15 protein-coding genes and 1 tRNA gene are annotated in these 14,278 nt (G+C 44.0%); 2 read left to right on the top strand and 14 right to left on the bottom strand.

What is annotated here, in order from left to right; genetic code table 11:
• Positions 1-17 precede the first annotated feature (17 nt).
• Positions 18-632, top strand: coding sequence for a polysaccharide deacetylase family protein (locus I2F54_RS00735; RefSeq protein WP_195500315.1), 615 nt, complete (start codon positions 18-20; stop codon positions 630-632).
• A gap of 102 nt (positions 633-734) precedes the next feature.
• Here the strand turns inward: I2F54_RS00735 and I2F54_RS00730 are convergent, their stop codons facing one another.
• From I2F54_RS00730 to metK, 12 genes are all read right to left on the bottom strand, one after another.
• Entirely contained in the window at positions 735-1,967 is a 1,233-nt protein-coding gene (locus I2F54_RS00730) for a DUF4861 domain-containing protein (protein ID WP_087425346.1), read from the bottom strand.
• A 143-nt stretch (positions 1,968-2,110) separates the two neighbouring features.
• Positions 2,111-2,914, bottom strand: a complete 804-nt coding sequence (locus I2F54_RS00725; RefSeq protein ID WP_009122055.1) for a gluconate 5-dehydrogenase — start codon at positions 2,912-2,914, stop codon at positions 2,111-2,113.
• 33 nt (positions 2,915-2,947) lie between these two features.
• A complete protein-coding gene (kduI, locus tag I2F54_RS00720; RefSeq protein ID WP_195500314.1) occupies positions 2,948-3,790 on the bottom strand; it encodes a 5-dehydro-4-deoxy-D-glucuronate isomerase in 843 nt (280 codons plus the stop codon).
• 291 nt (positions 3,791-4,081) lie between these two features.
• A tRNA-Gln gene (locus I2F54_RS00715) sits at positions 4,082-4,152 on the bottom strand.
• Positions 4,153-4,244: 92 nt separating this feature from the next.
• Positions 4,245-5,537: a tyrosine--tRNA ligase gene (gene tyrS / locus I2F54_RS00710; protein WP_195500313.1), complete on the bottom strand. Its 1,293-nt coding sequence runs from the start codon at positions 5,535-5,537 to the stop codon at positions 4,245-4,247.
• A gap of 78 nt (positions 5,538-5,615) precedes the next feature.
• A complete protein-coding gene (locus tag I2F54_RS00705; protein ID WP_195500312.1) occupies positions 5,616-6,263 on the bottom strand; it encodes a TatD family hydrolase in 648 nt (215 codons plus the stop codon).
• Positions 6,260-6,481: a membrane protein insertion efficiency factor YidD gene (gene yidD / locus I2F54_RS00700; protein ID WP_009122051.1), complete on the bottom strand. Its 222-nt coding sequence runs from the start codon at positions 6,479-6,481 to the stop codon at positions 6,260-6,262. Before yidD ends, I2F54_RS00705 begins: the two co-directional genes overlap by 4 nt.
• Positions 6,478-6,897, bottom strand: coding sequence for a ribonuclease P protein component (rnpA, locus tag I2F54_RS00695; protein ID WP_022218656.1), 420 nt, complete (start codon positions 6,895-6,897; stop codon positions 6,478-6,480). Before rnpA ends, yidD begins: the two co-directional genes overlap by 4 nt.
• A gap of 164 nt (positions 6,898-7,061) precedes the next feature.
• Entirely contained in the window at positions 7,062-7,814 is a 753-nt protein-coding gene (locus I2F54_RS00690; protein WP_009122049.1) for a uroporphyrinogen-III synthase, read from the bottom strand.
• 4 nt (positions 7,815-7,818) lie between these two features.
• Positions 7,819-8,550 (bottom strand): DUF4271 domain-containing protein, encoded by a 732-nt coding sequence (locus I2F54_RS00685; RefSeq protein WP_195500311.1) that lies wholly within the window; start codon positions 8,548-8,550, stop codon positions 7,819-7,821.
• On the bottom strand, positions 8,547-9,134 hold the full coding sequence (locus I2F54_RS00680) for an LOG family protein (protein WP_195500310.1): 588 nt from the start codon (positions 9,132-9,134) through the stop codon (positions 8,547-8,549). Before I2F54_RS00680 ends, I2F54_RS00685 begins: the two co-directional genes overlap by 4 nt.
• A gap of 179 nt (positions 9,135-9,313) precedes the next feature.
• The gene (gene metK, locus I2F54_RS00675) at positions 9,314-10,606 is read right to left on the bottom strand and encodes a methionine adenosyltransferase (RefSeq protein ID WP_118466894.1); all 1,293 of its coding nucleotides are present in this window, start codon (positions 10,604-10,606) and stop codon (positions 9,314-9,316) included.
• Between the two features lie 286 nt (positions 10,607-10,892).
• On the opposite strand from metK, the gene I2F54_RS00670 reads away from it, so the two are divergent.
• The gene (locus I2F54_RS00670) at positions 10,893-11,921 is read left to right on the top strand and encodes an endonuclease/exonuclease/phosphatase family protein (protein WP_195500309.1); all 1,029 of its coding nucleotides are present in this window, start codon (positions 10,893-10,895) and stop codon (positions 11,919-11,921) included.
• 10 nt (positions 11,922-11,931) lie between these two features.
• Here I2F54_RS00670 and I2F54_RS00665 read toward each other — a convergent pair whose 3' ends face one another.
• Both I2F54_RS00665 and I2F54_RS00660 read right to left on the bottom strand, forming a co-directional pair.
• Positions 11,932-13,032 carry a glycoside hydrolase family 88/105 protein gene (locus I2F54_RS00665; RefSeq protein WP_022218650.1) on the bottom strand — a complete coding sequence of 367 codons (1,101 nt, stop codon included), beginning with the start codon at positions 13,030-13,032 and terminating at the stop codon, positions 11,932-11,934.
• A 12-nt stretch (positions 13,033-13,044) separates the two neighbouring features.
• On the bottom strand, positions 13,045-14,271 hold the full coding sequence (locus tag I2F54_RS00660; protein ID WP_195500308.1) for a DUF2264 domain-containing protein: 1,227 nt from the start codon (positions 14,269-14,271) through the stop codon (positions 13,045-13,047).
• Positions 14,272-14,278 lie beyond the last annotated feature (7 nt).

Here is a 14,278-nt window from a genome sequence, read left to right as displayed (position 1 = left end):
TTAACCACTGATTAATCGTGTTTATAGAACAGCCTCCCGAGTTCATTCGTAAATTATACCCCAGCTCCGTCTGGCGAATGGACCCGAATGAGAGAGCCATTTATCTGACTTTTGACGATGGGCCTATCCCTGAAGTTACTCCCTGGGTTCTTGATTTGCTTGACAAATACGGTATAAAGGCCACCTTCTTTATGGTAGGTGACAATATCCGTAAACATCCTGATGAGTTCCAAATGGTTGTGGAGCGGGGACATCGCATCGGTAACCATACCTTCAACCACCTCAGAGGATTTGAATATAACTTCAAAGACTATCTGGCCAATGCGGAGAAAGCCAATGAGGTGATGAAAACGGATTTATTCCGTCCTCCGCACGGACACATGGGATGGACACAGTATATGATACTGAAACGTCGCTATAAGATAATAATGTGGGATTTGGTAACGCGCGATTATAGTAAGAAGCTGCGCGGCCCTCAGGTGCTTGCCAACGTAATGAGATACGCACGCAATGGTTCCATCATCACGTTTCATGATTCCTTAAAGTCCTGGAACAACGGAAATCTGCAATACGCACTACCGCGGGCAATAGAATTTCTGAAAGAAGAAGGGTACGAGTTTAAACTGTTATAGAGTTATGAAAGTTAAAAGTTGAGAGCTGAAAGTTTAATGCGGCATAATCGCGCATCCTGACTTTCAACTCTCAACTTTTAACTTTCAAATCTTTCTGCTTTCTCAGTTTACTTTTATCGTCAACGGATTGCGTACTTTCTGAGCGAAATCAGCCATATACCGGTTCCAGGCATCGGCAGTCTTTATATCCGCTTTGTCCCATGCAAATCCCCAATAATATACATATTCCGAACCCGGTTCGTAATCGCTGACAGCAAGTACATGGCCGTCGGCATTATTACGTTCCTTCTTCTCCTGTTCAGAGAAAAGTACGGTTTTCGCATCCTTGACAACAGCGGGAACAGCGGCACCCATAAAGATTTTACCATTATCAGGACCGGTAGTAGGGTCTACATAAGTAATGTAACCGTTGGCAGCATCGGCAACAACAGCTCCATCGGGTTCATGCAGTACGATACCTGCAACGATAGGCAATGTTTCTTTCAGGTTGCTGTATGATACGGCAGTCCTGTTCAAATGAGAACCTGCGTCAAGTGTAATCAAACGTGTTTCCACCACAGTCGAGTCACCCTTTACAGTCAGAGGGGTGAACTCCAGCTTCACCGTAAAACGCAACGGGCCGTTATCCAGAATCTCCTGATTCTTATAGCACCATGGGTAGATGATGCTGTCGTTTACCATCAGTGCGGCCACACCGGCTCCCAGCGTAGGGCCTACTGCATAGCAGTCCATACCATAACCGTGATCGATATGATAAGAACGTTCACGGCTCAGTTCGGCAGCGGCTTTCGGATCGGTCTTTTTCAGTTCGGCAATCTTAGCCCGGGTTTCTTTGTTCAGTTCTTTGGCGTACATAGCTTCCAGTATCGGTTCGGTAGTATTATACTTCGTAAACAAGTCATAACCGAAGCCACGCTCTCCTTTGGCCTGCAAAGCGGGACCGTAAGCACGGAAAGCCACCAAATCATTCTCCCAAGCCATATCATCCATACGTTCGGGGTAGCATTTACCGCAAGCCTTTACATCAAAAGCCTCGGGTGTACCGGTTTGGATGGTATACGTAGCGGCACCATTGGCAGCTATCGTAGCCGGGAATATCACCTTGCCGTCGTACGTAATCTGATAAGGCACTTGCTGCCCGTCGGCATCCAATACCACAATCTGTGCCGTGTCTGCCAAACCCAAACGGTTTGTAATAGTCTCCATAGACACCTCTACCATTTCATTAGAGCGCTCCATGGCCAACGGATTGGTTACCGTAACGGTTACCGTCTTGCTGTCGTTACAAGCGAAGCAAAACAGAGCCGTCATACATAATAAAAGAAGTTTCTTCATATTGAATAAATAATGTGATAATACGGTAATGTAATAGGGTGGTAATGCGATGATGCGATAGGGTAATAAGCAGCCTGATTAAAAAAATAAGGCGGTAAAGTAATATTCCTTATCACTTACCGCCTTACCACCTTATCACCTTATTATTTAGGTTGTTTTCCGATATAAGCCAAGATACCGCCGTCAACGTACAGGATGTGTCCGTTAACCGCGTTAGAAGCCTCGGAAGCCAAGAATACAGCAGGACCTGTAAGTTCTTCCGGATCCAACCAACGACCGGCCGGAGTCTTAGCGCAAATGAATGAATCGAACGGGTGACGGCTGCCGTCAGCTTGTTTCTCACGCAACGGAGCAGTCTGCGGAGTAGCGATATAACCCGGGCCGATACCATTACATTGGATGTTGTATTCACCGTATTCAGAGCAGATGTTACGAGTCAGCATCTTCAAACCACCCTTAGCGGCAGCGTATGCAGATACAGTCTCACGACCCAATTCAGACATCATAGAACAGATGTTGATGATTTTACCATGACCCTTCTTCATCATTGCGGGCAGAACTGCCTTGGAAACGATGAACGGAGCATTCAAGTCGATGTCGATAACTTTACGGAAATCAGCAGCTTCCATTTCGTGCATAGGAATACGACGGATAATACCCGCATTGTTAACCAAAATATCAACAGAACCTACTTCTTTCTCAATAGTGGCTACCATAGCCTGAACAGCAGGTTCATCAGTTACGTCGCATACATAACCATGTGCTTGGATACCCTTTTCGGCATAAGCAGCTATACCTTTATCTACCAATTCCTGGTTGATATCGTTAAAACAGATTTTTGCACCTTGTTCTGCAAAAGCCGAAGCGATAGCAAAACCGATACCATAAGAAGCACCTGTAACGAGGGCTACTTTACCTTCCAAAGAAAAATTCAAATACTGATTCATGATGTTTATTTATTTTAGGTTGAAAAAATAGTGTTATTTCAAGTCTGTTATCAAAGAGAAGTCCTGATCGCCGTAATCCAGGTTCTCACCGCCCATACCCCATATAAAGGTATAATTGTGCGTAGCCGCGGCCGAGTGAATAGACCATTCGGGAGAAAGAACAGCCTGGTCGCCTTTCATCCACACGTGGCGGGTTTCGTCCACTTCACCCATAAAGTGGCAGATAGCGTGGTCTTCCGGAATCTCAAAATAGAAATAAGCTTCCATACGACGGCTGTGAACGTGCGCGGGCATCGTATTCCATACGCTGCCCGGAGCGAGTTCCGTCATACCCATCTGCAATTGACAGGTTGGCAACACTTGATTTACCAGCATCTTGTTGATATTGCGATGATTGGAACCTTCCAAAGAGCCCATTTCAGCCACAACTGCATCTTTCTTCGTCACTTTCTTATCGGGATAGTTGCGATGAGCCGTTACGGAATTAAAGTAGAACTTAGCCGGGTGGGCTGCATCCTTACTCTCAAACGTAACTTCACGGTCGCCCGAACCCAAGTAAAGGGCTTCCTTATAATCCATTTCGAATACGGCGTTACCGACTCTCACCACACCCGGACCGCCTACATTGAAAATACCCATTTCGCGACGGGTCAGGAAATAAGGAGCTTTTAAAGGCTCAATCGCTTCCAATGGCAACACCTCGCCTACCGGCATGGCGCCACCTACCACCATACGGTCGTACATGGAATATACCATATTTACTTCATCAGGGGAGAATACTTTCTCTATAAGGAAATCGCGACGGATTCTTTTTGTATCATAACTTTTCGCATCTTCCGGATGTGCAGCGTAGCGAATTTCATAGTTCGTTTTCATGATTTTATTACGTTTTTAAGTTATCAAACCAATAGTCGTGCAGTACGTCGTTTACGTACACGATTGCAAATGTAGCAAAAGAAAACGGCAAAACATTGCTTTTTTGTCCTAATTATCTATCAATATTGTACAAAGAAAAGAAAAATCATTAGAAATGTCCTCATATTTAATGAATAATTCAAAAGAAAAAATTGACACCAACACAATATAGAGTTCTCCAATCCTTTACCTTCCGATTGTGAGTTAAACGAAAAAAGCTCCGACAATCATCGACTGTCAGAGCTTTTTTCGTTGGACTACCAAGATTCGAACTTGGACAAACAGAACCAAAACCTGTTGTGCTACCATTACACCATAGTCCAAACATATGCGCTTTCTGTTAAAAAGCGGTGCAAAGATAGAGGTATGTCCCGAAATATGCAAATATTTCGGGACATTTTTTCATATCCGTATCTTATTTTGCTATAATCAGATAATAATTCTTCTTGCCGCGTTGTACCAGCAGATACTTATCATCCAACAAATCGGCAGTTGTAACGACCTGGTCGAAAGCCACCAGCTTTTCTTTGTTCAAAGAGACACCGCCGCCTTGTACCAACTTACGCATCTCGCCTTTGGACGCAAATACAGCTGCGTTGTCTACAAACAGATCGACCGCCTTCACACCCGCCGCCAACGCATCACGGGATACCTCGAACTGAGGTACACCCTCAAATACGGCCAGCAACGTATCTTTGTCCAATTTTTTCAACGCCTCTGAAGTAGCATTGCCGAAAAGGATATTGGAAGCATCGACAGCCGCATTGTAGTCCTCTTCGGAGTGCACCATAATGGTAACTTCCTTAGCCAGACGCTTCTGCAGAACACGCAAATGCGGAGCCGCTTCGTGCTCGGCCGTCAGAGCCTCGATTTCCTCTTTAGTCAGGGAAGTAAATATCTTGATGTAGCGGGCTGCATCGGCATCGCTCACGTTCAGCCAGAACTGGTAGAACTTATAAGGGGACGTATAACGGGGATCGAGCCATATATTGCCGGATTCCGTCTTACCGAATTTACCGCCGTCCGCCTTTGTAATCAGAGGGCTTGTCAGGGCAAATACCTCGCCTCCATTGGTACGGCGAATCAGCTCGGCTCCCGTAGTGATGTTACCCCATTGGTCCGAACCGCCCATTTGCAGCTTACAGCCTTTGGTTTCATACAAGTGCAGGAAGTCGTAACCTTGCAACAGCTGGTAAGTGAATTCAGTGAAAGAAAGACCGTCGCGGGCCTCACCGTTCAAACGCTTCTTCACCGAGTCCTTAGCCATCATATAGTTTACGGTGATATGCTTACCTACCTCGCGAGCGAAATCAAGGAAACTGAAATCCTTCATCCAATCGTAGTTGTTCACCAACTCCGCACGGTTAGGGGCATCCGATTCAAAATCCAGAAACTTGCTCAACTGTTTCTTCATGCCTGCCATATTGCGTTGCAGTGTTTCTTCAGTGAGCAGATTGCGTTCTGCCGACTTACCGGAAGGGTCGCCAATCATACCCGTAGCACCGCCAATCAGCGCCAACGGCTTGTGACCGCAGCGCTGGAAGTGGCGCAATATCATCACACTGCAAAGGTGTCCGATATGCAGAGAGTCCGCCGTAGGGTCGAAACCGATGTATGCAGTAACTTGTTCCTTTGCCAACAGTTCTTCCGTACCCGGCATCATATCGTGGAGCATGCCACGCCATTTTAATTCTTCTACAAAATTCATCGAATGATTAACTATTAATTATTTGATTTATACTTTGTCTGCGACAAAAGTACGACTCTTTATCCTAACAAACAACTCTTATTGTTTAAAAAAGACTTTGGCGATATTTTCCTGCAGTGCCTCCGTAAGCTCAGCCAAAGATACGCAACGGACTTGGGCTGCCCGGCTATACACATCTTCAATCGGCACGTCACTCTCGTCAGTTTCCAGGAACAAGCGGCCGGAAGGAGTAATCCGCAGGGCTTCTTCCTGATACTTTTCTCCGAAAGAGAGGTAAAACCCGTGTCTCAGATATTCCTCCGCCAGAGCCGCCTTCCCGCGAAAACCATGAATAATCCAGGGATTAGTCGGCTTTATCTGCCGTTTTAGCTTCAGCAACTCATCCATAGCCTTTACCAGATGAATGACCAAAGGCTTACCAAGCTCCATAGACAACCGTGCCTGATATTCAAAAACTTCTATCTGTACAGCCTGCGGAGCGTCAGCCAATTTATCCAAACCGGCTTCTCCTACGGCAAGAACCTGCGGATGCCCGGCTAAAGAAGCCAAAATATCCATTTCATGCCGAACTGCCGGAGTAGCAGCCGTCGGGATATGCCAAGGATGCATACCTACCGAATACCACTCCCCCGCCTCCGGAATAAAAGTATCGGGATAACGGTTCACAATAGCCGTTCCGGGGATTTGCGGCAACTGATGCGCGTGTATGTCAACAGGAAATTTCATGGAACAGGATCATATCCGGAGCCACCCCAGGGGTGACAACGCAATATACGTTTTATCGCCAGATAAAGTCCCTTAAAAGGGCCGTGTTTCTTAATGGCCTCAACAGCATATTGAGAACAGGTCGGAGTAAATCTGCACGACGGGGACGTCATGGGTGAAATGCACTTCCGGTAAAAATAAATAGGAAGCAACAACAGATAGGAAAGCAGCCGCTTCATGGCTTCAGAGGGGTTACCGCTGCATCCGCATCTTGTGCCGCCACTTTCTCGGCGATACGCGCCAAAGCCGTCTTTACCCTCTCCTCTATCACGGCAGATTCCACCAGCTGATCGGAGAGATAAATAAAGGCGATAGCCAGTCGGCACTGCTTTTCCGCCAACACATTCAACAACTCATGCTTGTTTACACGATAGGCCTCACGTATCTGGCGCTTCACACGGTTACGCTTCACCGCACGTTTGAAACGGCGCTTTGAAACACTGATAAGAATAGAAGCATCCGCCTCCAACTCCTCTACCGGCAAATACACCACACGCAACGGGAAAACCGAGAACGAACGAGAACCGCCCGCAAACATCTTCTCTATTATCTTTTTTTTATCCAGCCTTTCGACTTTATGTAAGGTATTTGCCATGAATGAACTATAAATTAGGAATGAAAATGAAGAATTATAAAAAACGAGCTACAAGGTCTGCGACATCTGAAATACCACACCTGTAGCCCGTAATTTCTATTGTTACAACTACAAGCCACAAGCCAACAGGCTCATAACCTATAATTCATAACTCATAATACCTTTCACTTTCCTTTGTTGTTCTCCTTAATGAACATATCGAGCGCTGCCGTCATAGAGGGCGCTTGTACACTGGGAGCTTCCAAGTCCAAGCGAAGTCCGGCGTCACGCACAGCTTGCGCTGTTGTAGAACCGAATGTTCCGATCTTAATTTCTTTCTGTTCGAAATCCGGGAAATTCTTCTTCAAAGAAGACACACCTGCAGGACTAAAGAATACCAGCATATCATAGTCAAACTTCTCGTCCGGAGTAAAGTCATTACTTACCGTACGGTACATAACTACTTCCGTATGCTGAATCTTGCTCTTATCCAGCAAATTCTTAATATCCTCTGTATGCACATCCGACATTGGCACTAAGTACTTTTCAGTCTTATGCTTTACAATCGAAGGCAACAAATCGTCAAACTTCCCGGTATTTCCAAAGAAAATCTTACGCTTGCGGTATTGTACATACTTCTGGATGTACAAAGCAATCGTCTCCGTCACACAGAAATACTTCATGGTTTCGGGGATTGTCACACGCAATTCCGTACAAAGATGAAAAAAGTGATCGATTGCATGACGCGAAGTGAAAATCACGGCAGTATGGTCTAATATAGACACTTTTTGCTGTCTGAACTCTTTCGCTGAAAGGCTCTCTACTTTGATAAACGGGCGAAAATCTATTTTCACACCGTACTTCTCGGCAATGTCGTAGTAAGGAGATTTCTCTGATGCCGGTTTCGGCTGCGACACAAGTACTTTCTTAATTTTCAACGTCCTAAAATTTTATTATCAAATAATCGTTTAGTTGTATCACCCCTTGATATAACATAAAACAAGGCATGATTTCAAGGGCACAAAAGTACAAAATTAAAAGGAAACTGCCATGTAAATTGTTACAAAAAAGCTTTAACCACTTATATAACATCAATATTTTAGTAAAAAAGGCTAAAATCAATCCAATTATTATTGTAAGTTGCAGGTTTAAATCGAAGTAGACTATGAATAAAGCAAACGGGAAAAGGGTAAAACCAATGTAATAAAGCAGGGTAGAATACGATTCAAGCCAAAGCGTTGTAGCGCTTTCGTCAAAAAAAATCCAACCTAATACAGAATAGAGAACCCATTTCAGAAATAAATAAAAGAGACTTACTCCGATATAAATACCCAATAACAGAAAAGGAGAAACATGATGCACCAATTCCGGCTGAATATCATTACAATAATTAAAAATACAGACTCCGGAAAGTATGCAAGTCTGCAAAATCAACAACAGCAGATAGCGCATATCACCGGCCGTTGAAGTTGCAAATATACTGGTACGCTCACGATGTAACAAAAAATCCTTGACTAGCTGCAATAGAAACCGACGACTACGGGAAAGAACATAGGCCGACAAAAAGAAACAGCATAACAAAACAATGGTAATGCCATCATCCATTCTTGGAGAATACGGAATAGGGATACCTTCCGCTCCACCAACCGTCCATGTCATCAACCAATTTGTCATATTGCCGCAAACTTACGGATAGAAGCATCCCACAAAGGAATAGTATGTACTAGTTCAACAGCCTCCTGCGCTGTTTCGGCCACATGCCAGATAGCACCGTGTTGCGCACGCATAAAGTTCTCCTCTACCGCTCTCTGAAGCATGGCGAGCAAGGGATCGAAATATCCCTTGATATTCAATATAACTATCGGATTCAGATACAACCCTAGTTGTTTCCAGGTAATGATTTCAAGCAATTCTTCCAAAGTACCGCAACCACCGGGCAATGCTATCACAGCATCGCTTAAATCTGCCATGAGTTTCTTACGCTCATGCATATTTTCCACTTCTACAAGCTTGGTCAATCCAGTATGATGCCACTTCTGCTCAACCATAAAACGAGGTATCACACCGGTAACTTCACCTCCCGCCGCAAGTACCGCATCTGAAACCGCAGACATAAGTCCCATATTACCGGCACCATTAATTAAACGGATATGCTGCCGGCCCAACAATGTTCCCAAGTCATGGGCCGCATCAAAATAAACAGGATCGATTTTGGTACTGGAAGCGCTGTAAACACACACAGAGTTTATCTTATTCATCATCTTTTAGCTATATCAATTATACTTTGTTGCAAAGGTATATGATTTTAAGGAGATTTGAAAAAAGAAGCTGCTCATTCTACTCCGGAATATTCCGAAAGCAGAAAGGCAGCTTTCTATTATAAATAGCTTGTAAAGCTATGCTGATTACTGTTTTAATAAAAACGAAGAATAAGGAATTAGAGACCGAAGGCCGCTTTCACTTTATCAACGTAATCCAATTTTTCCCATGTAAAGAGCTCGACAGTCACATCCTTATCACCCTCATAACGGGATTTGAAATGCTTGGTGATAACCTGCGGCTCGCGTCCCATATGACCGTAAGCAGCGGTTTCCTGATAGATAGGATTACGCAACTTCAGGCGGTCTTCAATAGCTTTCGGGCGAAGGTCGAAAAGTTCATCAATTTTTTGAGCAATCTCACCATCGCTCATATTTACATGACCGCGACCATAAGTGTTCACATATATATTGATAGGACGTGCCACACCGATGGCGTAAGACACCTGCACCAACATTTCATCCGCTACACCTGCAGCAACCAAATTCTTGGCTATGTGACGGGCGGCATACGCAGCGCTACGGTCTACCTTACTGGGGTCTTTACCGGAGAAAGCGCCACCTCCATGCGCACCTTTACCGCCGTAAGTATCCACAATAATCTTACGTCCGGTCAAACCGGTATCTCCATGAGGACCTCCGATGACAAATTTACCCGTAGGATTGACATGGTATTTAATATTATCGTTGAACAGTGACAATACTTTCTCATGATGGATAGAAGCGATGACACGAGGCATCAGAATATTAATGACATCATTGCGGATGATACCCAACATTTCCTCATCCGCTTTCAATTGCGCAGCTTCACTGTCATCGGCAGGCAGAATAAAATCATCATGCTGAGTAGAAACTACGATCGTATCGATACGGACTGGATTACCGTTATCATCATATTCAATGGTTACCTGGCTTTTGGAATCCGGACGAAGATAAGTCATTACCTCTCCTTCACGACGGATATCCGCCAATACTTGCAGAATACGATGGGCAAGATCCAATGAAAGCGGCATATAATTCTCCGTCTCATTAGTAGCATAACCAAACATCATACCCTGATCGCCTGCACCCTGCTCCATAGGGTCCTGGCGTTCTACACCACGATTGATATCGGGGCTTTGCTCATGGATAGCGGAAAGCACGCCGCACGAATTACTTTCGAACATATACTCACCCTTGGTATAGCCGATTTTCTTAATTACTTCACGTGCGATAAGTTGAAGATCAACATACGCCTTGGTTTTCACTTCTCCAGCCAGCACTACCTGTCCGGTAGTAACCAGAGTTTCGCAAGCTACTTTCGAACTGGGGTCGTAAGCCAACAGTTTGTCAAGCACAGCGTCCGATATTTGATCGGCCACTTTGTCGGGGTGTCCTTCAGACACCGATTCGGATGTGAATAAATATCCCATTTCAATTAAAAATTAAAAATGAACAATTAAAAATGGAAATGAGGAGAAGTTTCATCAATGAGTAGGCATGCAAATCTTGGTACACCGCGGTACTGTCAGAAAAGGATGTGTTTTAGCATTTTTTTCTGTGGTTGCAAGCTACTCAAATCTTTCCACATATCATTTTCGAGCGCAAAGATAAAGGTTTTATGGGAATATGATACACAATAGGCAAAGTATTAACGAAAAAACACGCTTATTACTGCAAAATATCTATTTTTGCAGAAACTTAATTCTAAAATCAATCATGAAAAAACTGTTATTGATATGCCTGTTGCTAATGGCGTCAATCTTTGGAAAAAGCCAAAACAAGAGTGAATTTACCGTACTGCAATGGAACATTTGGCAGGAAGGTACTAAAGTACCCGGCGGGTACGATGCCATCGTAAATGAAATTGTTCGTCTGAAGCCCGACTTTGTGACTTTCAGCGAGGTGAGAAACTATAATAATACCCGGTTTTGCGATCGTATCGTCCAATCACTGAAAAAGAAAGGAGAAACTTACTATTCTTTCTACAGCTACGACTCCGGGCTGTTAAGCCGTCACCCAATAACCGATTCCCTTACCGTATTTCCCGAAAAAGACGATCATGGAAGTATTTATAAGATGACAAGCAAAATAAAAGGACACAAGATAGCTGTCTATACAGCACACCTGGATTATCTGAACGATGCCTATTATAATGTGCGCGGATACGATGGTTCTACATGGGACGAGATTCCTATCCCGCAAACCGTACTGGAAGTTCTGAAAGTAAATGACGCCTCTTTACGTGACGATGCCATTAAAGAGTTTATTGCAGCCGCCCGCAAAGATATTGCGGAAGGTACCATTGTCATTTTAGGTGGAGACTTCAACGAACCCTCACACCTCGATTGGATACGGGAAACAAAAGACTTATACGACCACAACGGCCTGATTATTCCTTGGACAGTACCCTTAATGTTAGATAACAATGGCTTCATTGACACATATCGTACTCTATATCCGGATGTATTAAGCTATCCAGGCTTCACTTTTCCCGCGGATAATCCATTAATTCCGGTAGAAAAGCTAACCTGGACACCTAAATCCGATGAGCGTGATCGAATAGATTATGTTTTTTATTATCCTCACCCTGCCATCCAACTGAAAGCCGCCGTAGTATTCGGACCGCAAGGAAGCATAGTAAAAAGTCAACGAACACAGGAAAAATCAAAAGACAATTTTTTATTGCCTCAAGGAGTGTGGCCTACAGACCATAAAGGTTTGTTCGTTACTTTTGATATAAAATAAAAAATCAACGCTATTTAGCTAATTTATATAGCTCACTCCCAGCCAGCAAAAGGGCACCTACCCCATAGACATCTGTTGCATCAAATCCAGCAGCTTTGGGGGCTGCCCCAACTGGCTGTATATAGCCGAATTTACCGTCAGCATGAACAGCCTTTACCAGTGATTGCCATCCCTTTTCGAGTACGGGCTTATAAGTACGCTGAGGTAAATAGCCATTACGAAGCCCCCATGCAATACCAAAGCACATGAAAGCAGAACAACTGTTCTCAGGCATTGTATACGCTCCCGGGTCCAGCAGGCTGGTGCGCCAGTCTCCATCCTTGCATTGAGTGTTGCGGACAGCCTCTGCCATATCTACAAATAATCGCATATAATAATTACGGGAAGGGCAATCCAACGGAAGATTATCAATAACCAACGGAAGTCCGGCAAAAACCCAACCGTTACCTCTTCCCCAGAATTGTTTGCTACCATTCTTTTCACGAACAGGAATCCGCTTGTTGTCTCTATAAAAGAGGTGCTCTTCTGCATCATAAAGTGAATCTACACATGCCTTGTACTCGCTATCCAAATAATCCAAATAGATTTTATCTCCTGTCATTGTATATAAAGCCGCATAAACCGGTGGCGCCATAAACAAAGCGTCTGCCCACGACCAACGTTCCGTTGTTCCTATGGCATCCGTTTTCTGTAATAAAGCTTTCGATGGATGTGAAGCGACATAATATGCGCGTTCCAATACCGGCTGCAACATGCGCCTATCGTCAAATTTGCGATACATCTCAATAAATGCCTGCCCTACACAAATATCATCTGCATGATATACCCTGTCCCACATATTCCAATTATATTTTTCACCGATAGCCCGTACAAAATCATAGCAAGACTTATTTCCTGAAACTTTACCCCATTCCGTCATTCCACGATACAGAGCTCCGTTTGTCCAATCCAACGGATGATGCCTCACTTCACCTTGATGATTTATCTGCCATTCGGCTACGGCATTACAAACTTTGGTAATATCCTCTTTATTCATCCCTGATGAAAAAGGTTGCTGCGCGTGTAGTCCACAACCTATTACTGCTAAAAATAAAAAAAGAATCTTCTTCATATACATTGTTTATTAATTATCTTTTATAGCCTTATCCAACTTAACACTCTTATTACCGTTCCAAATTTTCTTTCCGGTCCATTCCGCATAAGGAGTACACCAGAACTCATCGGTAGCCGGAAGCCCTAACGCAGTAAATACGACAGAACATAAATAAAGACTACCTGTGGAAATGTATCTTTCAGCAATTTGCGGTTGATGCCCTGCAAAGCCCAAAGTCAGCCAACCTCGCTCATCAAAATTACCTTTTACGGCCATATGCCTTTTTATTACAGCAGTCAACCCGCACCTTACTTGAGCTTTAGTCACTGAAGCCGGTAACAGCCCATCCAACGCTGCTTGCGAAAGCACATGAAAAGCTCCAAAACGGTAAGCGATAGAACGACCTACCACCGGATATGCTCCATCAGGAGAAATCATTCTCTCTTGTTGTTCGGCGTATCTGGAAAAGCGCCGTAATTCTTTCTTATAAAAATCAGACTCGCCCTTATTATGCTTCTGCATAACTTTCAAAACATCTAAAAGCATCGGATGTATTACAAAACTATTATAATAGTCCATGTGTAAGTTTACACCGTCACCATACCACGCATCACCTTTATACCATTCTTTAAACCGCATGACAGCATACTCTATCGGATACATATTACATTCACCTGTCAACTCCAATAAAGCAGCCTCTACCATAGCCGAAAAAAGCAACCAGTTACTTTCCACCGGTTTTATGGTTCGTATTTGCTGCAAGGCATTCAAAACATTCTGCCGGACTACCGGAGAGAGCCTGCCCCATACTTGTACAGGAGCACGCAACACCCCCTGGCAAAAGAAAGCAGCATCCACCAAAGGTTGCCGGGTAACCGTAAAATTCAAATAGTCGGGAGATTCAGGGTCAAAACCATATTCAATGGACTTGAGCATTAATTGAATATATTTCTCACGCAATTGTCCTTCTGATGTTTCATCCGGTCCAAGTTCCAGCCAAGGAGCTATTCCTACCAATAAACGCCCCAAAGCTTCCAAATGAGTAGTGCGTGCATTAGAAGGATTGACCGTACCGGAAACTGTTTCTACCGGCATGCTTTTTCTTAACTCGCCTTTACTCATATTATCTAATAACGGATCTGCTACTTGTGACAATACGCTTATCCAGTATGCTCTATCCTCCTGTCCTGAAGCAACCTGCGAGCGACCGGTAATACAGAACATCAGTAAAGTTAAAATCAGAATACTATATTTCATGGTTCTA

The organism is Bacteroides clarus, assembly GCF_015555825.1.
Taxonomy (GTDB): Bacteria; Bacteroidota; Bacteroidia; order Bacteroidales; family Bacteroidaceae; genus Bacteroides; species Bacteroides clarus.
Note: the sequence above shows the minus strand (reverse complement) of the source record. Positions and strands in the feature narration are given on the sequence as shown.

Bases quoted from the DNA above. Each gene is read 5' to 3' on its own strand.
- metK (WP_118466894.1), bottom strand. From the start codon at position 10,606: ATGGGATATTTATTCACATCCGAATCGGTGTCTGAAGGACACCCCGAC.
- I2F54_RS00660 (WP_195500308.1), bottom strand. From the start codon at position 14,271: ATGAAATATAGTATTCTGATTTTAACTTTACTGATGTTCTGTATTACC.
- I2F54_RS00730 (WP_087425346.1), bottom strand. From the start codon at position 1,967: ATGAAGAAACTTCTTTTATTATGTATGACGGCTCTGTTTTGCTTCGCT.
- I2F54_RS00725 (WP_009122055.1), bottom strand. From the start codon at position 2,914: ATGAATCAGTATTTGAATTTTTCTTTGGAAGGTAAAGTAGCCCTCGTT.
- I2F54_RS00665 (WP_022218650.1), bottom strand. From the start codon at position 13,032: ATGAAGAAGATTCTTTTTTTATTTTTAGCAGTAATAGGTTGTGGACTA.
- rnpA (WP_022218656.1), bottom strand. From the start codon at position 6,897: ATGGCAAATACCTTACATAAAGTCGAAAGGCTGGATAAAAAAAAGATA.
- I2F54_RS00680 (WP_195500310.1), bottom strand. From the start codon at position 9,134: ATGAATAAGATAAACTCTGTGTGTGTTTACAGCGCTTCCAGTACCAAA.
- I2F54_RS00670 (WP_195500309.1), top strand. From the start codon at position 10,893: ATGAAAAAACTGTTATTGATATGCCTGTTGCTAATGGCGTCAATCTTT.
- tyrS (WP_195500313.1), bottom strand. From the start codon at position 5,537: ATGAATTTTGTAGAAGAATTAAAATGGCGTGGCATGCTCCACGATATG.
- I2F54_RS00705 (WP_195500312.1), bottom strand. From the start codon at position 6,263: ATGAAATTTCCTGTTGACATACACGCGCATCAGTTGCCGCAAATCCCC.
- kduI (WP_195500314.1), bottom strand. From the start codon at position 3,790: ATGAAAACGAACTATGAAATTCGCTACGCTGCACATCCGGAAGATGCG.
- yidD (WP_009122051.1), bottom strand. From the start codon at position 6,481: ATGAAGCGGCTGCTTTCCTATCTGTTGTTGCTTCCTATTTATTTTTAC.
- I2F54_RS00685 (WP_195500311.1), bottom strand. From the start codon at position 8,550: ATGACAAATTGGTTGATGACATGGACGGTTGGTGGAGCGGAAGGTATC.